The sequence below is a fragment of the Streptomyces longisporus genome (genome assembly GCF_039532765.1).
In the GTDB taxonomy this organism is placed as follows: domain Bacteria; phylum Actinomycetota; class Actinomycetes; order Streptomycetales; family Streptomycetaceae; genus Streptomyces; species Streptomyces longisporus.
Genome location: NZ_BAAASG010000007.1, coordinates 719890 through 743272, shown reverse-complemented (window position 1 = coordinate 743272; position 23383 = coordinate 719890). Strand labels below are relative to the sequence as shown.

Here is a 23383-nt window from a genome sequence, read left to right as displayed (position 1 = left end):
ATGAGACGCTCCCAGGGTCGCGAGGCAGGGACTGAGCGGTCAGGCTTCGGCTGATGTCGGACTCCGCCAGGAAGCGAGCGAACGTTGCGGATCCGCGGTGGCGGCGACCACGGCATCGGCGATCGTCGTCACCATGTCGTGCGCCCGCCCGTGACTGAACCGGCTCTCGTCGAACTCCAGGCGCAGGCGGTAGCTTCCCGCCTGCTCCTCAACGAGCAGCGCCAGCGGCGAACCAGTGCTCGGCTCGCCCTCCAGCGGGTCGAACTCCAGGAGTTCCACGTCGCCGAGCGGCCAGTCGGGCAGCTGGACCGGCACGGCCACGGTGACGCCCACCGACCCGAGATTGCACATGTCGGCGCCGTCTGCGCCCCCGGCGGTGACCACGTCGTAGAACGGCATGTGCTGCCGCTCCATGGTGGCCCAGACCTCGCGCTGCACCGCCCGCGCCAACACACCGAACGTCGCGTCGGCGGCGAACCCGACCCGTACGACCCTCGGTCCGGCCAGTGGGCCGACGTGTGCCTGCGACTCGGGTGTCAACCGGTTGTCCACCACGGTCGCGATCCAGAGATCGGTCTGCCCGGTACAGCCATGCAGCATCGCCATCGTCCCCGCGGCGAACAGCGCGAACAGGTTCACCCGGAGTCGGCGCAACCCGGCGACGACGGCGCCGTCCGGGTCGGGCAGCACCGTCTCCACGGCCCCGGTGGGCGCCAGCGTCGCCCCCTCGAACCCCGGACGGTCGTCGGGCAGGCTCATGACCGGCAGATCGCGGAGCCGTGACCTCCAGAACTCCTCGTCACGGCGGCGTACCTCCGGGTCCGGGTTGCGGAGCAGGCGAGCCGTCTCCTGGTACGGCTGCTTGATCTCCGGCAGGTCGTCCGGCTCCCCGCTCATCTCGGCGCGGTACAGACTCGTGAGCTCCTGCAGCAAGAGGTTCTGCCCGTAGCCGTCGATCACCAGTTGATGGCAGGTCAGGACCAGCAGGTGGTCGTCCTCTGCGCGGCAGACGAGCGTGACGCGGAACAGCGGCTCCTCGCCGAACCGGAACGGGGTACGGGCGATGCCGCGAACGAATTCCTCTGCCGTGTCCGCCGCCGCCTCAGGCGCCTCCACCACCCGCAGCTCAGGCGGCTCGCCGAGATGTGCGGCCGGCGCCGGGCCGTTCTCGAACACGGTACGCAGGACGTCGTGTCGCAGCGACAGTCGCCGGACCGCCGCGGCCAGCGCCGCGCGTTTGACCGGACCACGCAGCCGGAACACCACGGTCGCCAGGAGCACCGGCGTGGGGGCGAGCGCGCTCGCCGCCCGCCACAGGTCGCTCTGTTGGGGCGACAGCGCGGTCGCGGCCGACGATCCGCCGAGCGCGGCAGGGCGACCAGCGTAGTGGCGTACGAGAGCGGCGATCTGCTCGTCGCCGACCACCGGACCCCAGAAGCAGTTGTTCCGCACGCTCGATCCCTCCTGACCACGGTGGCCCGGATCCCCAGCCGCGGGTGACGGTGTATGTGGTGGCCATGCCCGGCCACTCAGCCGCGCGGCGCATCGGTCGAGGTGCGCCGGCGTCCGGAACGCAGAACAACCGAGCCGGTGCATCGGCCGAGAGCTCACGGATCAGCCGTCGCGACCGCACCAGCGCCACGGTGCCTCCCCAGGGAGTCGGTTGGGACGGGGCTCAAAGTAGGGATGCGGGGTTAGGTCGTGGTTACGCATGTCGCCCGACCCGCTCATCGCTCGGAGACCACGGCTGGACGTGGCCACCGCCGAGGACGGCGCCGGCTGGCTCGCCTTTCTGCGCCCACTGATCGTCCGCGAACTGTCCGGCGTCCAACTGGTCATCTCCGACGCCCACATGGGCCTGGTCAACGCGATCGGCGCCACCCTGCGCGGCGGCGACTGGCAGCGATGCCGCACCCTCCCCACGGCCTGAACGGCCGCGGGGGCACCCCCATCGCCCGCACACTGCTCAGTCAGTCCCCAAGTCCGCCCAGCCGTGGGCGGCCACAAATGAACTGTCCTGCCGGAACAGATCCGTCCCCGCCGTCGCGTCCACCCGCAGCTGGTAGTTGTAGTGCCGCAGGTAGTAGCCGGGGTAGTTGTACGACTCCCAGCGGATCGAGCCCGAGGCCGTGCCCGTTCTGGCGATGAAGGTCGCGTCCTTCGCGGGTGGCGGAGCCGCTCGCCGGTGCCGCGGTCGATGCCGTGCCGAGCAAGGCCGGGCAGTTTTCCCAGGGCCAGCGCCGAGGCGGGCAGGGCGGCCATCGCGCGCAGGAGGGCCCGGCGGGACGGGGCGGGGGGTCGAGTGCTCACGTGCGGCTCATTGGTCCAACCGAAAACCCGTCCGGAATATCGAACACAGTTCGGCGAGTCGGTCAGAAGGTAAAGGTGAGGCCAGTGTGCGTCAATGGATGGAGCAGGACCGGATGGCACCTGTGCGGCGATTGCGTTTGCGGCAAATCGCCGCCGAGGGAAGGGATGTTCGAGATGCCGTACCACTTCGGCCCCCAGGACGTTACCGTTCAGTAGACAACGCCGTCCCGGAGAGGTGTCCCGTATGACGCTCGACCGTGCCGCAGGCCTGGCGGAGTCCGCCCGAGCTCTCGCCGAGGGGGAGACCACCTCGCGGGCGCTCGTCGAGCAGGCCCTCGCGCGGATCGAGGCGACGCAGCCCTCCCTCAACGCCTTCCGGATCGTGCGCGCCGAGGCCGCCCTCGCCGAGGCCGACGCGGCGGACCGGCAACTGGCCGCCGGTATGCGCACACCGCTGCTCGGCGTGCCCGTCGCCGTCAAGGACGACATGGATGTGGCCGGTGAGCCGACCGCTTTCGGCTGTGACGGGGAGTTCCCACCCGTCACGGAGGACGGCGAGGCGGTACGGCGGTTGCGGGCGGCCGGGGCCGTGATCGTCGGCAAGACCAACACCTGCGAGTTCGGGCAGTGGCCCTTCACCGAGGGGCCCGCCTTCGGCGCGACCCGCAATCCGTGGCATCCGGAGCACACGCCCGGCGGCTCGTCCGGCGGGTCGGCCGCCGCCGTCGCCGCCGGTCTCGTGCCCGCCGCGCTCGGCTCGGACGGAGCCGGATCCGTGCGCATCCCCGCCTCCTGGACCCACCTCGTCGGCATCAAACCGCAGCGCGGCCGCATCTCCACCTGGCCGCGCGGCGAGTCCTTCCAGGGCATCACCGTGAACGGCACCCTCGCCCGCACGGTCGCGGACGCCGCCCTGCTGCTCGACGCCGCGAGCGGCAACCACGAGCGCGATCCGCACCGGCCGGCGGCCGTCAACGCCCTGGAAGCGGTGGGCCGAGAGCCGGGGCGGCTGCGCATCGCGCTCTCCCTCAAGCCGCCGTTCACCGCCGTGCCCGCCCGCCTCCAGCCGGAGGTACGCGCCCGGGTGCTCCAACTGGCCGAGCAGCTCAGCCGGTTGGGGCATGTCGTGGAGGAGGCCGACCCGCCCTACGGGCAGATCGGGCTCACCTTCGTCCCCCGCGCCACCGCCGGCATCGCAGAGCGCGTGGCCGAGACGCCGTTCCCCGCCCTCCTGGACCGGCGCACCCGCGAGGCCGCCCGGCTCGGCCGGCTGCTCGGCGGGGTACCGCTACGGGCGGCGCGGCGTGCCGAGGTGGTGCTGCAACGCCGTATCGGCACCTTCTTCGAGTCGTACGACGTCGTCCTCGCGCCCACGACCGCCGCTCCCCCGCCGCGCATCGGCGCGATGCTGCAGCTGAGCGGTTTCGCCACCGACCGGGCGATGATCGCCGCCTGCCCGTACGCCTGGCCGTGGAACGTGCTGGGCTGGCCCGGGGTCAACGTGCCCGCCGGGTTCGTGAACGGCGGTTTGCCCGTCGGGGCACAGCTGCTCGGGCCGGCCGGCAGCGAGCCCTTGCTGATCTCGCTCGCCGCGCAACTGGAGGCGGAGCTGCGCTGGCACGAGGCGTGGCCGCCGCAGCGGGCCGTCCCGGATTCCCCGGCGGCGTAGGCGGTCTGGGCCCGTACCCTGTGCCCATGGACGATGCGTCGATGGTCGGGCTGATGGGGCGGGTCACCGGTACGGTCGGGCCCGGGCTCGTCGGCGAGGTGATCGTCCGGGTGCGGGGCGGGGCCGAGCACTTCCTCGCGTACGCGGCCGCAGGGAGCGACCGGATCGAGCGGGGCACGGTCGTGATGGTCGTCGAGTACCTGCCGCCCAGGACCGTCTACGTCACTGCCGCATACGACAGTTGAGCATGCTCCGCCCCAGGTGAGAGGCTTGGCAAGGGGCGGGCGTCAAGAAAACGACAAGGATTCACGGGCGTCTTCTCACCGGCCTCGCGCAGGAGCACACTCCCTTCGTTCGGTGCCGAAAGGGCACCATGCAAAGGGGGCGTATGCCGATGGTTGTCGGCGTCGTTGCGGGAGTGGTGGTTGCCTCCATTCTCGTTCTGATCGGTCTGTTCAAGCTCATGTGGCGTGTCGCCGAGCCCAACGAGGCGCTCGTCATCTCCGGCTCGAAGCACAAGACGGAGGGGCTCGGCGAGGGCATGGGATTCCGCATCGTCACCGGGCGCGGCACTCTCGTGCTGCCCGGTGTGCAGGCGGTGCGCAAGCTCTCGCTCGACCTGAACGAGACCGAACTGCATGTGGACTGCGTGACCCACCAGGGCATTCCGCTCAAGGTGCGGGGCGTGGTCATCTTCAAGGTGGGCGACGACTATGTGTCGATCGCGAACGCGTCCCGCCGCTTCCTCGACCAGCAGAAGCTGATGGCGGAGCGGGTCCACAACGTGTTCGCCGGTCATCTGCGCTCCATCGTCGGCGGCTTGACCGTCGAGGACATGATCCGCGACCGGGAGAAGCTCACCGCACAGACCCGGGCCGCCTGCGGCACGGAGATGGAGAAGCTGGGGCTCATCGTGGACTCCCTGCAGATCCACGAGATCGAGGACCCGACGGGGTACATCCAGAACCTGGCCGCACCGCACGCCTCCGCCGTCCAGCGGGACGCGCGGATCGCGCAGGCGGAGTCGAACCGGCTGGCCACCGAGGCCGAGCAGCAGTCGTTCGCGCGGATGGCGGAGGCCACCCGGGACAGCGAGATCCTGCAGGCCGGTTACCAGGCCGAGCGGGACAAGGCGGCCGCACAGGCACGGCAGGCGGGTCCGCTCGCCGATGCCGCGGCCCGGCAGGAGGTCGTCGTCCAGGAGACCCGGGTCGCCGAACTCGAGGCGCACCGGCGGGAGCAGCAGCTCCAGGCGGACGTCCGCAAGCCCGCGGACGCCAAGGCCTACGAGAAGCGCACGCTGGCCGAGGCCGAGCGCGACGCGCGGATCTCGGCGGCGCAGGCCAAGGCGAAGGAGACCGAGCTGGCGGCCGCCGCCGAGGCGACCCGGGTCAAGACGGCCGCGAGCGCCGAGGCCGAGGCGACCAAGGCACGCGGTGCCGCGGCTGCTACGGCGACCAAGGTCACCGGTGAGGCCGAGGCCGCCGCAGCGCAGGCCAAGGGCCTGGCGGACGCCGAGGCGACGAAGGCCAAGGGCCTCGCGGAGGCGGAGGCCATCAAGGCGCGGGCCGCGGCCCTCGCCGAGAACCAGGAGGCGGTCGTCGCCCAGCAACTCGCCGAGAACTGGCCGGAGATCGTCAAGGCGGGCGCGTCCGCGTTCGGTAGCGTCGACAACATGGTGGTGCTCAACGGCGCGGACGGCATGGCCGACATGCTCGCCAAGGCACTCACCATGGGCGGCACCGGCCTCGGTCTGGCCCGCCAGCTGCTGGCCTCGATGAACCAGAACGGGCAGACCCCGCACGGCACCGCGCCGTCCCTGAACGGGATAGCGGCACCGCCGTCGCAGAAGGTGCCGGTGGAGAAGGAGGGATAGCCGCACCGGCGCGGATACGACAACAGCTCCCGGGGGCCCCTCGGTTTCGAGGGCCCCCGGCCTGCTGAGCTGCCCCGCCCCTCTAAGGTGCCTGCGTGACTGCGTTTACCGATGAGAACGTCCCGGGCCGCTTCGGCCCCACCGCCACCACCGAGGCCGACCCCCGCCAGGTCGGCAGGGTGCGCACCGAGTACTCCCCCGCGCACGACGGGGACCCGGACCCCGGCGAGATCGTGTGGACCTGGGTGCCCTTCGAGGAGAACGACGGCCGCGGCAAGGACCGCCCGGTGCTCGTCGTCGCCCGCGAGAGCGCCGGCACGCTGCTCGCCGTGCAGCTGTCCAGCAAGCGGCACGACGACGACCGTGAGTGGGTGGCGATCGGCAGCGGGCCCTGGGACCGGTCGGGGCGCGACTCCTGGATCGACGTGGACCGGGTGCTGCGGCTGCACGAGGACGGCATGCGCCGCGAGGCCTGCGCCCTGGACCGGGGGCGGTTCAACCTGGTGCGGCAGCGGCTGGCGGAGCGCTACGGCTGGAGCTGAACGCCGGGCCCCGGCCTGACCGGCCGGGGCCTCACGCATGTCATGCCGGTTCGGGCTGGGGCTCCAGTTGCCGTGCCGGAGCTGGCGTCGGTTCCCACGCTCTGGTGGTCCGTACATAGTCGTAGATCACCGAGATCATCGCCAGCAGGAGCAGCGGCCCGAACAGCCACGGGTGCCTGGCCATGTCCATCGGCAGACAGCGGTACGACACCAACAGTGCGGCGAAGACCGTTGCGCCGTGGGCGACCAGCCGGATCCCCGACCGGTCCCAGCCGCGGGTCTGCGCGCGCAGGGCTGCCTCGATGGTGAGCGTGAACACCGCGCCCGCGATGAGGTCCGCGCCGTAGTGGTAGCCGAAGCCCAGGGTGGCGCAGAGCGTCGCGATCAGCCAGAACGTGCCGGCGAAGCGCAGGGCCCGTGGGCCCTTCCGGGAATGGATGAAGATCGCGGTGGCCCACGCCGTGTGCAGGCTGGGCATGCAGTTGCGTGGGGTGAACGCGTCGAACGGCATCGGGTGCGGGGCCTTGAGCGGCGGCATCGTGCCCGGCCACAGGTCGGCCACCGCCCAGTGCACGGTGGGCAGTGCGTCCGGCCCCAGGTCGGGCGAGGGCCACTGGTCCGTGCCGGTGCCGTAGGCGAAGATCGGCCCGACCACCGGGAAGATCATGTAGATGGCCGGTCCCAGGAGGCCGATCACCAAGAACGTGCGCACCAGATGGTGGCTGGGGAAGCGGCGCTCGGCGGCCACGTTGCGCAGTTGGTACAGCGTCACGACGACGGCGGCCACCGCGAGCTGGCCGTAGACGAGGTCGAGCACATGGAAGCCGACCGGGCCGGTGGCCTTGACGACCCGGCCCACCAGCCAGGACGGATTGCCCAGTGCGTGATCGGCGGTTGCCACGTACTGGTCGAGCACCATCGTGCGCGTCTTCGAGGTGATGAGCAGCCAGGTGTCACCGGTCTTACGGCCGGCCACCAGCAGCAGGGCGAGCCCGACGCCCTTCAGCAGCAGGATCCGTTCCTGGCCGGTGCGGCGCGTGACGGCGATGACGGCGCAGCCCAGTATCACCCACAACGCGCCGTTCCCGAACGGATGGTGGCCCTCGGTCACCTTGACGTCGCACGCCCAGCGCACCACCAGGAAGACGATGTCGATGCCGATCGCGGTACCCGCCGCGATGAACCGTTGCCGCCGGGTGAGCACCACCATCATCAAACCCATGCTGGCGTACAGCAGGAAGCCCGATTTCGGGGGCAGTACCACCTCTTGCACCTGGGTCGTGAGTGGCCCCGGCAGGCCGTAGTGGCGCGCGGCGACCTCCAACGCGAGGAGGAATCCGAGCACCACTACACCCGCCGCGGTCCACAGCACCGTCCGCGGCCGCCACCCGGTGGCGGAGGAAGAACTGGATCTCATTCGCGGGAAGCGCCGCGATTCTCTGGGTATCAATTGGCTGGCCGATTTTTTAGATGTTGGTTGGTCAGGTCGCTTTTCGTGCTGGCCGGCAAGGCTTTTCGGTAGAGGGCGGACTAGGGCGGCGATCGTCGTGGGCTCGAACATGCTATCGGGGCGGCGCAAGTGGGTTTCCCTGGCCACGGACGATCTCTCGACGCCCGCACCGAGTGAGAAGACCCGTGCGACCCGAAGAAGGTTCCCTCACCCGGCAGTCAGCAGACCGATTCCCAGGGCGATCAGGGCCGCGACCTTGGCGGCTTCGAGGGCGACGTAGTACAGGTGGTCTCGCGAGCGGGGCAGGTCCTCGCCCGCCAGTACCCGGTCCGACCTACGGTTGAGGCGCGGGCGTACCGCGAACAGTTGCGCGAGGAGCAGCACCACCGCCGCGGCGGCCGGCCCCGCGACCCGGCCGGGCGGATCGCCGGCCGCGACGGCGGCCACGACCACGACGGCGAGCACGGCCTCGGTGAGGTTCAGCGCCCGGAAGACCAGCCGGCCGATCCCCAGTCCGATGGGAATGGTCACGCCGGGCGCGCGGAACTTCAGCGGTGCTTCCAGGAAGGAGATCGCCAGCACCATGCCGAGCCAGACGAAGGTGATCGCGGCCGCCACTGCGGCCCACGTGGGGTACATCAAGGATGCCTTTCTGCTGTCTGCTGCGGTGCGGGCGCCAGATGGGCCAGGCACGCATCGGGTTCGGCGAAGGGTTCCAGATCGGTCGCGGTCAGCGGGGCGCGCAGCTCGGCCAGTGCGCCCTGCATCAGGGCCAGATGGAGGGGGCAGACCAACTCGCCGTACTCCTCGGCGAGTTCGAGGAAAGGGCAGTGCCGCAGCCGGATCCGTGCGGGGACCTTGCCGCCTTCCGGGTCCGGGGCGAAGCCGAGGCCGTCCAGCAGCTCGACGAGCCGGCCCGCCGACTCCTCGGAGGTGGGCCGCCGGGACGGGGGCGGCGCCTCGACCAGGGAACGGCCCCAGGACCGGCCGGCCTCCATCGCGGTGGACCGAGCATCGGACCCCGTGGCGGCGATCCGGCCGAGCAGCATCTGCGCGAGCAGCCGATAGCTGCGGGTTCCGCCACGGTCCATGCCCGGCCTCGGGGCGTAGACGGTGCGCGGCCGCCCGGGCCCGGAGGGCTCCAGTACGCGCCGTTCGACGAGACCCTCGCCCGCCAGCGCCTCCAGATGGAAGCGGACGGTGTTGGGATGGACGCCGATGCGCTCGGCCGTCTCCGCCACACCGAGGGGGGCCGCGGCCGTGCGCAGCACGTCGAGGACCTCGCGCCGACGCGGGCTTCTGTGCGCCCCCGGCATACCCCTCACTCCCCTCCCACCTGCGACCATTTTCTCCAAATAATACTTGTAATAATTGGTGGGCAAGCGGCAGGGCCGGCGAGTGCGGACAGATGGAGGCGGGCCGATGAGCAAGGCCGAGAGGCAGGTGGGCCGGAAGGCGGAGGCGGCGATGCCGCTCATCCTGGGCAACACCGACGCCTTGAGCGCCACGGCTTCGAGCGAAACCGCGGTGCTGTGGAAGCTCGCCGAGAGCGGACGCCAACTCGACGCCAATGTGGTCCGTTTGACTCCGGGCCGCCATATCGCCCCGCACGCGGAGCCCGACCTGGACGTACTGGTGCTCGTCGTCGCCGGCGACGGCGTCCTCGGCGCCGGTCCGCAGGACGAACCGCAGTCCCTGAACACCGGCACCTTGCTCTGGCTCCCCCACGGCTCCACCCGCAGCATCACCGCGGGGGACGACGGCCTCGCCTATCTCACGGTCCACCGGCGCCGTCCCGGCCTGCAGATCGGCCAGGCTCCCCGAGACCGCACCGCACAGGACCGATGAGGCCTGTGGGAAAGCAACGAGAAGCAAAGTACTGGAGCGGGGAACGCGGACCGACTTTCGTCCGTCTTCCTGTGTGAGTCCCCCGCAGCATCCCCCGTCTGCGGGGGACTCACCGACTCGACTGCGGCTGCGCCACCGGAAACGCCTGTGCGAACGCGCCTCGGACGGTATGGCCCGTCGTGCGGTCCAGGATCCCGAACGTCACCCGCTCGAAGGCCCGGGCGAATCGGCCGTCCCGGCCGAGCAGCGCCCGGAAGGCGCCCGCCACCTGCGCCGGGTCGTTCTGGAAGACCCCGCAGCCCCATGCGCCCAGCACCAGTCGCCGGTAGCCGTGGACGGCGGCCGTCTCCAGCACCCGCTCGGCGCGGACGGCCAGGGCCTGCGGCAGCTCGGCCGCGCGCTGCGGCGCCGTACGCCTGATCACTCCCGCGTTCGGGGCGGCCGCGGTCAGGAAGCCCGCGGTGTACGGCTCGTCCAGCAGGCGGCCGCGGTCGTCGCGGAAGACGGGCACCGCCGGGGAGTGGATGACCCGGTCGGTGTAGAACGGGTCGCGGTGGGTGCGGTGGTGGTCGTAGAACTCCGGGGCCCGCAGCAGGCACGTGTACAGCGCGGAGGCGCGGCACAGGGCCTCTTCCTGGGCCTGGGCGCCGTTGAGGAAACCGCCGCCGGGGTTGCGGGCCGAGGCGAAGTTCAGCACCGCGACCCTCCCGCCGATCCGGCGCGCCGCCTCCAGGCTGCTCTCGCCCGTGACCTCGAAGAACGTGTCGGCAGTGGCGGTCGGTGACACCTGCACGGGCTCCGGCCCGTACATCCGCGTAGCGGACCGCGCCGCCTCCACCGCCGCGGCAAGGGACACCTCGCGCCCGTCGGACGTCTGATAGGCGCCCGCCGCCACGATCTGTTGCGTCTGCTGTGCGATGCCGCGCAGGCGCGCGCTCATGGCGCCACCCCCGTGTGCGCCATGCTCGCGCGCCGTGCGCGCTCCCCCGTCGTGCTCATGGACCGATCGTGGGCGATCCTGGACGTGCGGTGCAACAGAGTTTCCGCGTCCGCGAACGCCCAGGAAAGCCACAGGAAACGCCCGGAACGAGGAGATTACCGAGCCGGAACATGCCGATACGCACCCTTGTGCGATGCGGCGGGAGGGTCTTGGGTGGGACGAGTGCTGCCGTCCGGGCACCTGCCGGGCCGGGCCGGCGACACGGTCGAATCTCAGGAGGTTCCCGACATGTCAGATATGCCGAGCGCCGCTCCGGCGAGCGACTGTACGGAGCCCCGCACCGCCCTCACCCCAGCCGAGGTGGAGGCACTGGTCCGGGGCATCTGTTTCAAGACCGGCCCGCCCCGCACTGTCGGGGTCGAAGTGGAATGGCTGGTCCACGAGCTGCGCACACCGCAACTCCCCGTCACACCCGAACGACTCGAAGCGGCCTACGCCGCACTGCGGACCGTGCCCCTGAGGTCGGCGCTCACCGTCGAGCCCGGCGGCCAGCTGGAGCTGAGCTCGCCGCCCGCCACCTCCCTGATGGAGTGCATCGGTACCGTCTCCGCCGACCTCGACGCCGTACGCTCGGTCCTCGCCGGGCAGGATCTGGGCCTCGTCGGCATCGGCCACGACCCCTGGCATCCGCCCCGCCGGTTCCTGCACGAGCGGCGCTACGACGCCATGGAGACCTGCCTGGACCGCACCGGCCCGTCCGGGCGCCGCATGATGTGCACCTCGGCCTCCGTCCAGGTCTGCCTGGACGCCGGATACGAGGAGCCCGGCCCCCTCGGCCACGGCCGCCGCTGGTGGCTGGCGCACCAGCTGGGCGCGGTCCTGGTGGCCGCATTCGCCAACTCACCGCTGGCCCGACACGAACCCACCGGCTGGCGCTCCACCCGGCAGCTGCTGTGGCTGGAGATCGGTCCGGGCCGCGCGGGCGCGCCCCCGCTGGACGGGGATCCCCGCCGGGCCTGGGCGCGGCACGTCATGGACGCGCCGGTGATGTGCATACGGGGGGACGAGGGGCCCTGGGACGTTCCGGAGGGGCTGACCTTCCGGGAGTGGACCAGGTCGGGGGCGCCGCGCCCGCCCACCCGCGAGGACCTCGACTACCACATCACGACGCTGTTCCCGCCGGTCAGACCGCGTGGCTTCCTCGAACTGCGCATGATCGACGCACAGCCCGGCGAGGACGGGTGGATCGTCCCGCTCGCGGTGACGAAGGCGCTCTTCGACGACCCTCAGGCCGCCGAGACCGCGTACCGCACCGTGAAGCCCCTGGCCGAACGGGCGCTGACGCTGGCGGCGCCGCACAATCCGCTGTGGATCGACGCGGCCCGAGACGGCCTGGCCGACCCCGAGCTGCAGGAGGCGGCCGTCACCTGCTTCACGGCGGCGCTCGAGGCCCTGCCCCGGCTCGGCGCCACCACCCGGGTCACGGATGCCGTGGCGGCGTATCTGGACCGCTATGTCAGCCAGGGCCGCAGCCCCGCCGACGACCTGCTGGACCGGGTGCGCGGCACCGACCGGCGCCCGCACGGGAAGGATCTCCGCACATCATGACCGATCCCGCCCTCGACGAGTCCTCGATCGACGCAGAGACCCTGCGCGAGCGGGCCCTGACCACCCTGACCACCGCTCGCGACCGCACCACGCTCCTGACCAGCTGTGTCGAGGAGCCCGACCTGACCGCGCAGCACTCGCCGCTGATGTCGCCGCTGGTGTGGGACCTGGCGCACATCGGCAACCAGGAGGAGCTGTGGCTGCTGCGGGCCGTCGCCGGCCGGGAGGCGATGCGCCCCGAGATCGACGGCCTCTACGACGCCTTCGAGCACCCGCGCTCCGAACGGCCCTCGCTGCCGCTGCTGCCGCCCGCCGAGGCCCGCACCTACGCGGCCGAGGTGCGCGGGCGTGTGATGGACCTGCTGGAGAGCGCCGACTTCCACGGCACCCGGCTCACGGAGGCGGGCTTCGCCTTCGGGATGATCGCGCAGCACGAACAGCAGCACGACGAGACGATGCTGATCACCCATCAGCTCCGCAAGGGCCCGCAGGCCCTGACCGCCCCGGACCCGGACCCCGTACCACTGTTCACCGGGCCGGCCGAAGTCCTCGTCCCGGGCGGCCCGTTCACCATGGGCACCTCCACCGAGCCGTGGGCGCTGGACAACGAACGCCCGGCGCACCGGCGTGAGGTGGCGCCCTTCTACATCGACACCACGCCGGTGACCAACGCCGCCTACCAGGCGTTCATCGACGACGGCGGCTACGGCAACGAGCGCTGGTGGACGGCGGCCGGCTGGGCTCACATCCGCGAGCACTCGATCGACGCCCCGCTGTTCTGGCGCCGTGACGGCAGGCAGTGGCTGCGGCGCCGGTTCGGCATCACCGAAGTCGTACCGCCCGACGAGCCGGTCGTGCACGTGTGCTGGTACGAGGCGGACGCCTACGCCCGCTGGGCCGGACGGCGGCTGCCCACCGAGGCCGAGTGGGAGAAGGCCGCCCGCCACGACCCCGCGAGCGGACGCTCGATGCGCTACCCGTGGGGCGACGCCGATCCGGCGCCCGAGCATGCCAACCTCGGGCAGCGGCATCTGCGCCCGGCCCCGGCCGGCAGCTACCCCGCGGGCGAGTCCCCGCTCGGCGTACGGCAGTTGATCGGGGACGTGTGGGAGTGGACGTCGAGCGACCTCGCGCCCTACCCCGGCTTCGAGGCCTTCCCCTACAAGGAGTACTCGGAGGTGTTCTTCGGGCCCGAGTACAAGGTGCTGCGCGGTGGTTCGTTCGCGGTGGACCCGGTGGCCTGCCGGGGGACGTTCCGCAACTGGGACTACCCGATCCGGCGGCAGATCTTCTCGGGGTTCCGCACCGCCCGCTCCGCGGGAGACGTCTGATGTGCCGACACCTGGCCTATCTGGGGCCCGAGGAGCCGCTCGGCAGGGTCCTCGTGGAGCCCGCGCACGGCCTCTACCGCCAGTCGTGGGCGCCCCGGCGGCAGCAGTACGGGACGGTCAACGCGGATGGTTTCGGGGTGGGTTGGTACGCCGAGGGCGACCCGGTGCCGGCCCGCTACCGCCGGGCCGGGCCCATCTGGGCCGATCTGTCCTTCGCCGACCTGGCCCGCGTCGTGCGCTCGGGGGCGGTCCTGGCCGCCGTACGGGATGCGACCCTGTCGGGTGCCGACGCGGAGGCCGCGGCGGCGCCGTATGCGGCCGGGCCCTGGCTGTTCAGCCACAACGGTGCGGTGAAGGGGTGGCCGGGTTCGCTGGCGCCCCTGGTGGCGAGCCTGCCCGCGGTCGACGTGCTGTCGATGGAGGCCCGCAACGACTCGGCGCTCGTGTGGGCACTGGTCCTGGCGCGGCTGCGGGCCGGGGACGACGAGGGGCAGGCGCTGGCCGACACGGTCGTGGAGGTCGCCGAGGCGGCCCCCGGCTCCCGCCTCAACCTGCTGCTCACCAACGGCGCGACCATCACCGCGACCACCTGGGGCGACACCCTCTGGTATCTGTCCCGGCCCGGCCGCGGCACCGTCGTGGCCTCCGAGCCCTACGACGACGACCCGCACTGGCAGGAGGTCCCCGACCGCACCCTGCTCGCGGCGAGCCGCACCGACGTGCTGCTCACCCCCCTCAAGGAGCCGAGCGACGCCTCGGCCCCCGCACTGCCGAAGGAGCCCCGTACGTGAGTCCGTTCCTTCTCACCCGCACCCTGCCCGAGGACGCCACGGACGCCGCCCTGCGCGCCGACGTCCTGCACGGCCTGACCGGCACACCCAAGACGCTGCCGCCGAAGTGGTTCTACGACGCCCACGGCAGCGTGCTGTTCGAGCAGATCACCGAGCTGCCCGAGTACTACCCGACACGCGCCGAGCGGGAGATCCTCATCGCCCGCTCCGCCGACATCGCCGCGGCGACGCACGCCCGCACGCTGATCGAACTCGGCTCCGGGTCGTCGGAGAAGACGCGCCATCTGCTGGACGCGCTGACCGGGCTGCACACGTACGTACCCGTCGACGTCAGCGAGAGCGCCCTCACCCAGGCCGGGCAGGCGCTCGTCGCCGAGCGTCCCGGCCTGCAGGTCCATGCGCTGATCGCCGACTTCACGGCGAGCGTGACGCTGCCGGACACGCCGGGCCCTCGGCTGATCGCGTTCCTCGGCGGCACGATCGGCAACCTGCTGCCGGTCGAACGGGCCGCCTTCCTCGCCTCGGTCCGCTCCCTCCTCACCCCCGGTGACGCGCTGCTGCTCGGCACGGACCTGGTCAAGGACGAGAAGGTGCTGGTCCGGGCATACGACGACGCGGCCGGTGTGACGGCGGCCTTCAACAAGAACGTCCTCACCGTCGTCAACCGCGAGCTGGGCGCCGACTTCGACCCCGGTGCCTTCGACCACGTCGCCCTGTGGGACCCCGCCAACGAGTGGATCGAGATGCGTCTGCGCTCACGCACCGCGCAGTCGGTGAAGATCCCCGCTCTCGATCTCGCCGTTGACTTCGACGCGGGCGAGGAACTGCGCACCGAGGTGTCGGCGAAGTTCCGCAAGGAGGGGGTACGGAGCGAACTATCCGCGGCGGGGCTGGAGTTGGCCCACTGGTGGACGGATGAGGAGGACCGCTTCGCGCTGTCGCTGAGCGTGGCGCGCTGACCTGCGCGCCCTGGGCCCGACCGCCGGGAACGGCGGTCGGGCCCCGTCAGTTGTGACTGCGGACAGCTCCTGTCAGGACGGGCTGACGCGGATCGGGTCGCCGTCGCGCCCTTGCCGTCCGAGCCGGAACCGCCGCCGAGGGCACGCGCCGACGACGCCGAGCACACTGTGGGTGCTGCTGTCTCATTTGCGCCCCTGGCGGGCCCGCCGCACGTGAGGCGGCGGCCGGCCACCGGTTCGAGATCTGGCACAACACCCTTGCCGGCAACCGAGCCCCATAACCTCGTGCAGGGAGACGTCGGACGCCGCGAGGAGGCCACGGTGCTCGAAAGGGGCACGCGGTTGCTTGCCGGCGCCATGGTCGTGGCCTGCATGCTGCTCGTCGGCCCCAGTGTCCCGGACGGTGCCCTCTTCGCCAGGTCACGGCGCCTCAGGTGGTCCCGGATCCGCTCGACGTCACTCATGCACGCTTCCTGCAGGCCGATGACCGGGGCGCATACGTGGCGATCTCCGCCGCCCGGTCGACGTTGCCCGCCTCGCAGGGGTTGCAGAGGTTCCGTCATGACCCGGTTCGGTACGACGTCCCTGGCGGCATCGGCGGGCGTTCTTCGGAGTTGGGGTCGCTGCGGTGGGGTGCCGTGGCGTCCGGGGGGCTTCGGCCAGGCGGTCCTCTCGGCGGCGCCGATGACAGACCGCGTCACCGTGGAATACCCCGACGGCGGCTCCGAGGACCGTGGCTACCTGGCCGTCACCACCACGGTGGACGGCCGGCCCGTCCGGGTCTTCAACACCCACCTCGCCCAACGGCGTCAGGAGGCGGTCCGCGCGGACCAGACCGCCGTACTCGCCACCGAGGTCGCCCGGCACGACCGCGCCGTCGTCCTCGGTGACTTCAACGCCGCACGTGACGCCCCCGAACTCGCCCCGATGTGGGCACTGGCCGCGGATGCAGACCCCCGGTGCCGTCCCTCGCCCGCCGGGACCTGCGAGCCGACCACCGACTGGCACAGCAGGTTCGACTATGTCTTCCTACGAGGCATCGCCCCGCTCGCGCACCGCGTGCAACCCACCTCGTACTCGGACCACCACCTGCTCTTCGCCGACCTGGACGCAACCTAATCCCATTCACCGACTCGGCGGTCCGGAAAACCTTCGAAACATTCGAGACCTCGCGATCAGGCATGGTCCGGATATTCCCTTCCATGGCAGATAACCGCTGTCCAACACAACGAATGTTTCGCGATCAATGCCGAAACCATTGACGCTTGACGGGGACAGGCCAACACTCTTGGACCACATCCCGGCCTCAATCCGGCCTCGGACGACGAGGAGGAACCCCGCACATGGACATCGCACCCGCACACCCGTTGAGCCGCAGGGGCGCCTGCGCGCTGCTGCTGGGCACCACCGCGGCGCTGGCCCTGCCCGGCACCGCCCGCGCCGCCACGGTCGTCACCACGAACCAGACCGGCACCAACAACGGCTTCTACTACTCGTTCTGGACCGACGCGCAGGGCACGGTCTCCATGACTCTGAACTCCGGCGGCAACTACAGCACCAGCTGGCGGAACACCGGCAACTTCGTCGCCGGCAAGGGCTGGAGCACCGGCGGGCGCAGGAACGTGAGCTACTCGGGCAGCTTCAACCCGTCCGGCAACGGCTATCTGTCGCTGTACGGCTGGACGTCGAACCCGCTCGTCGAGTACTACATCGTCGACAACTGGGGCAGCTACCGGCCCACGGGAGCGTACAAGGGCACGGTCTCCAGCGACGGCGGCACGTACGACATCTACCAGACGACGCGGTACAACGCGCCGTCCGTCGAGGGCAACAGGACCTTCAACCAGTACTGGAGCGTGCGGCAGTCGAGGCGGACCGGCGGCACCATCACCACCGGCAACCACTTCGACGCCTGGGCCCGCGCCGGGATGCCCCTCGGCAGCTTCAAGTACTACATGATCCTCGCGACCGAGGGTTACCAGAGCAGCGGCAGCTCCAACATCACGGTGTCGGGATGAGCACCGGACGAGGCCTCCCGTCACGCCCCTGGACGACGACGCTGGCCGCCGTCGCCCTGGCCGCCACGGGCATCCTCACCCTCCACGCCGCCCCGGCGCGGGCCGCCACCTGCGCGGGCTACGTCGGGCTCACCTTCGACGACGGCCCGTCCGGCAACACACCGGCCCTGCTGGGCGCCCTGAAGCAGAACGGGCTGCGGGCCACGATGTTCAACGAGGGCCGCTACGCCGCCGCCTACCCGGCGCAGGTGAGGGCCCAGGTCGCCGCGGGCATGTGGGTCGGCAACCACAGCTACACCCACCCGCACCTGACCCAGCTCGGCCAGGCGCAGATCGACTCGGAGATCTCCCGCACCCAGCAGGCCATCGCGGCCTCGGGAGGCGGCACGCCGAGACTGTTCCGGCCGCCGTACGGCGAGACCAACGCCACCGTGAAGGCCGTGGAGGCCAAGTACGGTCTGACGGAGGTCCTCTGGCAGGTCGATTCGCAGGACTGGAACGGCGCCAGTACGGATGCGATCGTGGCCGCCGCCGGCCGGCTCACCAACGGGCAGGTCATCCTCATGCACGACTGGCCCGCCAACACGGTCGCCGCGATCCCCCGTATCGCGCGGGGCCTGGCCGCCCGCAATCTGTGCGCAGGCATGATCTCCCCGCAGACCGGCCGCGCCGTGGCCCCGTCCTGACCGGCACCACCCGCACGAACACCGGCCGCCACCCCGGTCACGATCCGACGGGGTGGCGGCCCTCAACGGCCACCATCACGACCAGTACGGCCACGAGCAGCACGACGTAGGCGACGGAGTGGACGCGGTCCGGGACCCGGGCGGTGAGCCGCCTCGCCAACGCGATGGCGGGCAGCGAGCCGAGGAGCAGTGCGGCGCCCGCGGTGAGGTCCACGTAACCGAGTTGGCCCGTGCAGGCCTGTGCGGTCGGGGCGAGGGCGTAGACGAGGGTCGCGGCCACGGCGACGGGGACGCTGAGCGGGTTCGCCATGGCGGTCGCCTCGGCCATGGGCAGACCCCGGCGGCGCAGAAGGGGGACCGTCATGACGCTGCCGCCCACGCCGAGACCGGCGGCCACGAGACCGATTCCGGTTCCGCCGAGGGTGGTCGTGACCCGGCCCAGCGGCTTCGGGCCCGTCCGGTGCGCCACCGCAAGGAAGCCCTTGCGCAGCACACTGTCGGCGATCGTCACCAGCAGGTAGACCGCGAACAGCAGGCGCAGTGCCGTACCGCCGATCAGCGTGGCCGCGAAGGATCCGGCGCCCGCGCCGACGGCGATGAAGGCCGCCAGCGGCCACACATACGCACGGCGCAGGCGGCCCTGACGCCACTGGGCCAGCGCCGCCGCCACGGAGTTGACAAGCATGACCGCCGCCGAGGTCGCCACCGCGATGTGCATGGCGTCCGCCCCGGAACACGCCGTCACGTTCAGGACGCCGTAGACGACGGGGACCGTGATGAAGCCGCCGCCGAAGCCGAAGAGGACCGTTGTCAGGCCGGTCAGGCAGCCGAAGAAGAGGAGGGTGGAGAAGGAGATCAGCACTGGTCAGACGCTAGGGATCAGGCGGCATGGCAGGCAATCGATGGATCGCCAACTTCCTACGCGCAGCAGACACAGCCATGTGGCCGCACGTAATCTCGCGGCATGCGCAACATCCCGGTCGCGGAGGTGGACGACCTCGGCCGTGCCGTGCTGGCCATCGGCACCGACTACCCCCAGGACCATCTGCTCGTCTGGCACGAGCACCGCCGCGCCCAGGTCCTGTATGCGGCCACCGGCGTCATGCGGGTCGAGACGGACGACGGCAACTGGACGATCCCCCACGGCCCGCGCGGTCCTGATCCCGCCTCTGACCAGGCATCAGGTCACGATGACCGGTGTCAGCACCCGCAGTCTCTACATCGAACCCACCGCCGTGCCGTGGTTTCCGGCCCGCTGCCAGGCCGTCGACGTCTCCGACCTGCTGCGGGCGCTGATCCTGGCCGCCGTCGACATGGAACCGTGCTACGCCGAACACAGCCGCGACGCGGCGCTCGCCGCCCTCCTCCTCCACGAGCTCAGGAACCTCACCCCGCTGCCCCTCGATGTGCCGTTGCCGCCCGAGCCCCGGCTGCGCCGACTGTGCGAGGCGTTCCTGCAGAAGCCGGACATCCATGACCCGCCGGCGCGCTGGTGCGCGGCCCTCAACATCAGCGAACGCACCCTCGCCCGTCTGTTCCGCAGCGGCACCGGTCTGAGCTTCTCGCAGTGGCGCGGGCGCGCCTGCATCCTGCACTCCCTGCAACACCTCACCGCGGGCATGCCCGTCACCCGCATCGCGGCCCTGCTCGGCTACGACAATCCCGCCGCCTACACGGCCGCGTTCAAAAGACTCCTCGGCCGGCCGCCCACAGCGCACAAGCCACAACCGACCCCATGAAAAACGGCGTTATCGGGGCGCCGGGTGAACGGTGGGCGGTAGGCGGGACGTAAAGAGATATGCCGGGCCTGCGTCGAACGTCAGGCGATCCCGCAGCGATAGGACGATCTTGCCGAACACGGTTTCCCCGACATCCGAAGACCGACCGCGGAGGTCCCTGACCGGCAACTGGCCCGTGGCCAGGCGTCTGAGGGCCGTGCTGCTGATCCCGGTCGTCATCGCCCTCGTCCTCGGCGGCATCCGGGTCAAGCACTCCGTGGACACCTGGCAGGCAGCCGACGATGCGGTCCGGGTGGCAGAGTTGGTGCAGGCGGCGAACAAGTACGCCAGCGACGCGATCAACGAGCGCGATGTGTCGGTCATCCCGCTGCTGAAGGGCGAGCGGACCGCCGCCGCGGTGGTGCAGGCCCGCAGGACCACCGACGAGGATGCCAAGGCCTTCGACCGGGCCGTCGCCCGCATGCCGCAGAACTCCGGCCTGCTGCGGCGCGTCGGACTGGTCCGCGCCGGCGAGAAGCAGCTGCCGACGGTGCGCGCGAACGCGTTCACCTCCCGCCTGGCCGGGGTGCAGACGGAGGAGAGCTACCACCTCGTCCAGCACCCGCTGATGGAGATCTCGAACGAGCTGGGCTTCGGCAGCAACAACCAGGCCAGCTTCGGCCGCACCCTCTACGCCATCTCCCTGACCCAGGCGGCCGAGTCCCTGATCCGCTCCATCGGCACCCATCTGCTGGCCGAGGACCGCGGCACCCTCGCCCCGGGCGAACTGGACACCCAGCTCGCGTCCTTCCGCTCGTACGCCTACCTCGAAAAGGTCGCGCTCCAGGAGTACGCGGGTGCCGGCACAGCCGACGACATGGCACGGCTGCGGAAGGCACTGACCGCCGCGGCCGCGCAGGGTGAGCAACAGCGGGCCGACGCTGCGGCCAACGCCAGGGCGGCAGGCCGTAGTTATGTCGCCCCGCCCGACCTGGACAAGATGGTCGGCGAGATCGCCGCCGGCCGGACGACCGCGCAGCTCACCGCCGAGGGCATCACGCCCGAGTCGTTCTTCGCCGCGTCCACGCTCGGCTTCGACGCCTACCGCAGCATCGAGGTCCACCTCACCGACACGGCCCTCGCGGGCGCCCGCGACATCGCCGACGACGCCCGCCGTGACGCGATCATCAACGCGGTGCTCGTCATCGCGTCCGTGCTCCTCGCCTTCCTCCTCGCCGCCTGGGTGGCGCGCACGATGAGCCGCCGTATGCGCCGGCTGAGTGCCTCCGCCATCGAGATCGCCGGGCAGCGGCTGCCCGCCCTGATCACCCGGCTGTCGCGGGCCGCCCCCGTCCAGGTCGACCCCCGGGTCGCCCCCATCCCGATCACCAGCACCGACGAGATCGGCGAGGTCGCCCGCGCCTTCGACCACGTCCACCGCGAGGCCGTGCGGCTCGCCGCCGAACAGGCCCTGCTGCGCGGCAACATCAACACGATCTTCACCAACCTGTCGCGGCGCAACCAGTCCCTGATCGAGCGTCAACTGGCCCTGATCACCCACCTGGAGGACCACGAGACCGACCCTGACCAGCTGGAGAACCTGTTCCGGCTGGACCACCTCGCCACCCGGGTCCGCCGCAACGGCGAGAACCTCCTCGTGCTCGGCGGCGAGAAACCCGCCCACCAGTGGGACCGGCCCCTGCCGCTGATCGACGTCATCCGTGCCGCCTCCTCCGAGGTGGAGCAGTACGAGCGCATCACCTTCTCCGGCATTCCGGAGGCCGAGATCCACGGCCGGGCCGTGACCGACCTCGTCCATCTGCTGGCCGAGCTGCTGGAGAACGCCACCTCGTTCTCCTCCCCGCACTCGGAGGTCCGCGTGACCGCCGTCCATCTGCCGGACGGCCGCATCATGCTCGAGATCCACGACCAGGGCATCGGCCTGCCGGCGGAGGACTTCGCGATGATCAACCGCAAGCTGGCCAATCCGCCGACCGTGGACGCCGAGATCTCCCAGCACATGGGACTGTTCGTGGTCGGCAGACTGGCCGGCCGGCACGGCATCCGCGTGCAGCTGCGCCCCGGCGGCGAGCAGTCCGGCACGACGTCGCTCGTCATGCTGCCGGACACGATCACCTACCGGACGGCGGCAGAGGAACCCGACACCGAAACCCTGGCCCTGGCCGCCGTGACGGAGGCCTCCTCATCGCGACACGGCATCTCGACGGCATCCTTCATCCCGCAGGAGGCACCGCCGCTCGGACTCGACGGGTTCCAGGGATACGAGGCCTGGAACGACCGCCCGGCCGACACGCCACCGCCCAACCGCGACGAGAACGCCCGCACACCGCGGGCCAAGGGCGCCCGCTCTCGACGGCGCGCGCGCCGCTCGCCCAAGCAGGAAAGCAGCCCGGACGTGTCGCGCTCCGCCCCGCCTTGGGGCACGGTGGAGTGACGCGTGACGCAGGTGTCACGGAGAGGAGCACCCGCATGACGAACCACACCTACCGGGTCACTGAGATCGTCGGCACCTCACCCGACGGAGTCGACCAGGCCATCCGCAACGGCATCACCCGCGCCTCGCAGACCCTCCACAACCTGGACTGGTTCGAAGTCACCCAGGTCAGGGGCCAGATCGAGGAGGGCCAGATCGCCCATTGGCAGGTCGGCCTGAAAGTCGGCTTCCGCCTGGACGAGTCGGCCTGACGGGGAAGGCTTCGGGCGGACGTCGGACGGGTCGGGCAGAGGGGGCAGGTTCCGGGCTTGCGCTGAACGGGCCGGGCAGACGTAACAGGTTTGCGGCGGCACCGGACGGGCCGGGCAGCCGGGGTAGCTTCCGGCCAGGCCACGGACGAGCCGGCCCGGGGGCCGACTTCTGACATGGCGCCCGAGAAGCGGGGCCGCTCCTTGAACAGCCGGGCCCGCTCCACGACCCTGGCCGGGTCAAGCGCTGCAGGCCAGCCCGCGAAAAACGCCCGAACGGCACCTCACACGCCGGGCAGAGGATGCTGCCACCACGCCAGACCTCGACCAGCCGGACACACAAGCGGGCCGCCGCACGGTGCCTGACGCGCGGGGGCGACCGGCCGACCGCAGAACCCTGCGCCGGGCGGGGCGGCACCCGGTCGGACTTCTCAGGTCCGGCCCTCCACCTCCTGCGCCGTCTCCAGGGCCGCCGACGGGGCCGTCCAGTGGGCCCGTACGACCGGGAAGCCGGCCCGTTCGGCGTCCCCGCACACCAATTCGTCGTCGTCCACCAGCACGCGGACCTCCCGGGTGCGGGCCAGGCTGCGCAGGATCTCCAGCTTGGTGCGGCGGGCGGGCCTGCGGTCGTCGTTGCGGCGCATGTGGACGCGCCCGTCGGGCAACCCCTGCGCGGCGAGCCAGTCCAGCGTGTCGCGCCGGCAGCGCTCGGGCCGTCCGGTGAGATAGACGATCTCGCACTCCTCCGCGCTCTCCAGCACCAGCGCGATGCCCTCCGGGATTGGCGGGTCGTCCGGTGCGGCGGCGAAGAACGCGTCCCAGTCGCGCGGCTTGCGTTCCAGGAACCGCTGGCGATGGGCCGTGTCGGCGAGGGTGTTGTCCAGGTCGAACACGGCGATCGGGCGCTTGCTGCTGTCGGTCACACGCCCACCCT

Annotated in this window: 20 protein-coding genes and 6 pseudogenes; 17 read left to right on the top strand and 9 right to left on the bottom strand. The window is 71.3% G+C overall.

Annotated elements, in window-relative coordinates:
- Window positions 1-39: 39 nt before the first annotated feature.
- Window positions 40-1452, bottom strand: coding sequence for a condensation domain-containing protein (locus ABD355_RS15035; protein WP_344400766.1), 1413 nt, complete (start codon window positions 1450-1452; stop codon window positions 40-42).
- A 295-nt stretch (window positions 1453-1747) separates the two neighbouring features.
- Between ABD355_RS15035 and ABD355_RS15030 the strand changes: the two are divergent.
- Window positions 1748-1915 (top strand): annotated as a pseudogene (locus ABD355_RS15030) (transposase); the annotation flags it as partial.
- A gap of 51 nt (window positions 1916-1966) precedes the next feature.
- Here ABD355_RS15030 and ABD355_RS15025 read toward each other — a convergent pair.
- Window positions 1967-2164: pseudogene (locus ABD355_RS15025) on the bottom strand (AbfB domain-containing protein); the annotation flags it as partial.
- A 390-nt stretch (window positions 2165-2554) separates the two neighbouring features.
- On the opposite strand from ABD355_RS15025, the gene ABD355_RS15020 reads away from it, so the two are divergent.
- The 4 genes from ABD355_RS15020 (at window position 2555) to ABD355_RS15005 (ending at window position 6397) form a co-directional block, all read left to right on the top strand.
- Complete coding sequence (locus ABD355_RS15020) at window positions 2555-3979, top strand: amidase (protein WP_344400765.1); 1425 nt, start codon at window positions 2555-2557, stop codon at window positions 3977-3979.
- 26 nt (window positions 3980-4005) lie between these two features.
- Window positions 4006-4224, top strand: coding sequence for a hypothetical protein (locus tag ABD355_RS15015; RefSeq protein ID WP_344400764.1), 219 nt, complete (start codon window positions 4006-4008; stop codon window positions 4222-4224).
- A 143-nt stretch (window positions 4225-4367) separates the two neighbouring features.
- The gene (locus ABD355_RS15010; RefSeq protein ID WP_344400763.1) at window positions 4368-5855 is read left to right on the top strand and encodes a flotillin family protein; all 1488 of its coding nucleotides are present in this window, start codon (window positions 4368-4370) and stop codon (window positions 5853-5855) included.
- A 95-nt stretch (window positions 5856-5950) separates the two neighbouring features.
- Window positions 5951-6397, top strand: coding sequence for a type II toxin-antitoxin system PemK/MazF family toxin (locus tag ABD355_RS15005; RefSeq protein WP_115910814.1), 447 nt, complete (start codon window positions 5951-5953; stop codon window positions 6395-6397).
- Between the two features lie 40 nt (window positions 6398-6437).
- Here ABD355_RS15005 and ABD355_RS15000 read toward each other — a convergent pair whose 3' ends face one another.
- The 3 genes from ABD355_RS15000 to ABD355_RS14990 form a co-directional block, all read right to left on the bottom strand.
- The gene (locus ABD355_RS15000; protein WP_344400762.1) at window positions 6438-7814 is read right to left on the bottom strand and encodes a phosphatase PAP2 family protein; all 1377 of its coding nucleotides are present in this window, start codon (window positions 7812-7814) and stop codon (window positions 6438-6440) included.
- A gap of 240 nt (window positions 7815-8054) precedes the next feature.
- Entirely contained in the window at window positions 8055-8486 is a 432-nt protein-coding gene (locus ABD355_RS14995; RefSeq protein ID WP_344400761.1) for a hypothetical protein, read from the bottom strand.
- Complete coding sequence (locus ABD355_RS14990) at window positions 8486-9163, bottom strand: helix-turn-helix transcriptional regulator (RefSeq protein WP_344400760.1); 678 nt, start codon at window positions 9161-9163, stop codon at window positions 8486-8488. The genes ABD355_RS14995 and ABD355_RS14990 overlap by 1 nt, the downstream gene beginning before the upstream one ends.
- A 106-nt stretch (window positions 9164-9269) precedes the next feature.
- Between ABD355_RS14990 and ABD355_RS14985 the strand changes: the two genes are divergently transcribed.
- Window positions 9270-9695, top strand: a complete 426-nt coding sequence (locus ABD355_RS14985; RefSeq protein WP_344400759.1) for a cupin domain-containing protein — start codon at window positions 9270-9272, stop codon at window positions 9693-9695.
- A 109-nt stretch (window positions 9696-9804) separates the two neighbouring features.
- On the opposite strand, the gene ABD355_RS14980 is transcribed toward ABD355_RS14985, so the two are convergent.
- A complete protein-coding gene (locus tag ABD355_RS14980; protein WP_344400758.1) occupies window positions 9805-10635 on the bottom strand; it encodes a TIGR02452 family protein in 831 nt (276 codons plus the stop codon).
- Window positions 10636-10923: 288 nt separating this feature from the next.
- Between ABD355_RS14980 and egtA the strand changes: the two genes are divergently transcribed.
- The 5 genes and pseudogenes from egtA to ABD355_RS44690 form a co-directional block, all read left to right on the top strand.
- Window positions 10924-12243, top strand: a complete 1320-nt coding sequence (egtA, locus tag ABD355_RS14975; RefSeq protein WP_344400757.1) for an ergothioneine biosynthesis glutamate--cysteine ligase EgtA — start codon at window positions 10924-10926, stop codon at window positions 12241-12243.
- Window positions 12240-13574 carry an ergothioneine biosynthesis protein EgtB gene (egtB, locus tag ABD355_RS14970; protein WP_344400756.1) on the top strand — a complete coding sequence of 445 codons (1335 nt, stop codon included), beginning with the start codon at window positions 12240-12242 and terminating at the stop codon, window positions 13572-13574. The genes egtA and egtB overlap by 4 nt, the downstream gene beginning before the upstream one ends.
- The gene (gene egtC, locus ABD355_RS14965) at window positions 13574-14365 is read left to right on the top strand and encodes an ergothioneine biosynthesis protein EgtC (RefSeq protein WP_344400755.1); all 792 of its coding nucleotides are present in this window, start codon (window positions 13574-13576) and stop codon (window positions 14363-14365) included. The genes egtB and egtC overlap by 1 nt, the downstream gene beginning before the upstream one ends.
- Window positions 14362-15324 (top strand): L-histidine N(alpha)-methyltransferase, encoded by a 963-nt coding sequence (gene egtD / locus ABD355_RS14960; protein WP_344400754.1) that lies wholly within the window; start codon window positions 14362-14364, stop codon window positions 15322-15324. The genes egtC and egtD overlap by 4 nt, the downstream gene beginning before the upstream one ends.
- A 321-nt stretch (window positions 15325-15645) precedes the next feature.
- Window positions 15646-15748 (top strand): annotated as a pseudogene (locus tag ABD355_RS44690) (endonuclease/exonuclease/phosphatase family protein); the annotation flags it as partial.
- Window positions 15749-15755: 7 nt separating this feature from the next.
- Here the strand turns inward: ABD355_RS44690 and ABD355_RS14955 are convergent.
- Window positions 15756-15926 (bottom strand): annotated as a pseudogene (locus ABD355_RS14955) (endonuclease/exonuclease/phosphatase family protein); the annotation flags it as partial.
- On the opposite strand from ABD355_RS14955, the pseudogene ABD355_RS14950 reads away from it, so the two are divergent.
- From ABD355_RS14950 to ABD355_RS14940, 3 genes and pseudogenes are all read left to right on the top strand, one after another.
- Window positions 15925-16443, top strand: a pseudogene (locus ABD355_RS14950) (endonuclease/exonuclease/phosphatase family protein); the annotation flags it as partial. The pseudogenes ABD355_RS14955 and ABD355_RS14950 overlap by 2 nt on opposite strands.
- Window positions 16444-16667: 224 nt before the next feature.
- Window positions 16668-17342 carry a glycoside hydrolase family 11 protein gene (locus ABD355_RS14945; RefSeq protein ID WP_344400752.1) on the top strand — a complete coding sequence of 225 codons (675 nt, stop codon included), beginning with the start codon at window positions 16668-16670 and terminating at the stop codon, window positions 17340-17342.
- Entirely contained in the window at window positions 17339-18028 is a 690-nt protein-coding gene (locus ABD355_RS14940; RefSeq protein ID WP_344400751.1) for a polysaccharide deacetylase family protein, read from the top strand. The genes ABD355_RS14945 and ABD355_RS14940 overlap by 4 nt, the downstream gene beginning before the upstream one ends.
- Before the next feature lie 37 nt (window positions 18029-18065).
- Here ABD355_RS14940 and ABD355_RS14935 read toward each other — a convergent pair whose 3' ends face one another.
- A complete protein-coding gene (locus ABD355_RS14935; protein WP_344400750.1) occupies window positions 18066-18890 on the bottom strand; it encodes a sulfite exporter TauE/SafE family protein in 825 nt (274 codons plus the stop codon).
- A 102-nt stretch (window positions 18891-18992) separates the two neighbouring features.
- Here ABD355_RS14935 and ABD355_RS14930 point away from each other — a divergent pair.
- The 3 genes and pseudogenes from ABD355_RS14930 to ABD355_RS14920 all read left to right on the top strand — a co-directional run bounded on the left by ABD355_RS14930 (window position 18993) and on the right by ABD355_RS14920 (window position 22452).
- Window positions 18993-19767 (top strand): annotated as a pseudogene (locus ABD355_RS14930) (AraC family transcriptional regulator).
- Between the two features lie 175 nt (window positions 19768-19942).
- Window positions 19943-22201, top strand: coding sequence for a sensor histidine kinase (locus ABD355_RS14925; RefSeq protein WP_344400749.1), 2259 nt, complete (start codon window positions 19943-19945; stop codon window positions 22199-22201).
- A gap of 35 nt (window positions 22202-22236) precedes the next feature.
- A complete protein-coding gene (locus ABD355_RS14920; RefSeq protein ID WP_123969177.1) occupies window positions 22237-22452 on the top strand; it encodes a dodecin in 216 nt (71 codons plus the stop codon).
- A 428-nt stretch (window positions 22453-22880) separates the two neighbouring features.
- Here ABD355_RS14920 and ABD355_RS14915 read toward each other — a convergent pair whose 3' ends face one another.
- Window positions 22881-23372, bottom strand: a complete 492-nt coding sequence (locus ABD355_RS14915) for a phosphatase domain-containing protein (RefSeq protein WP_344400748.1) — start codon at window positions 23370-23372, stop codon at window positions 22881-22883.
- Between the last annotated feature and the right edge of the window lie 11 nt (window positions 23373-23383).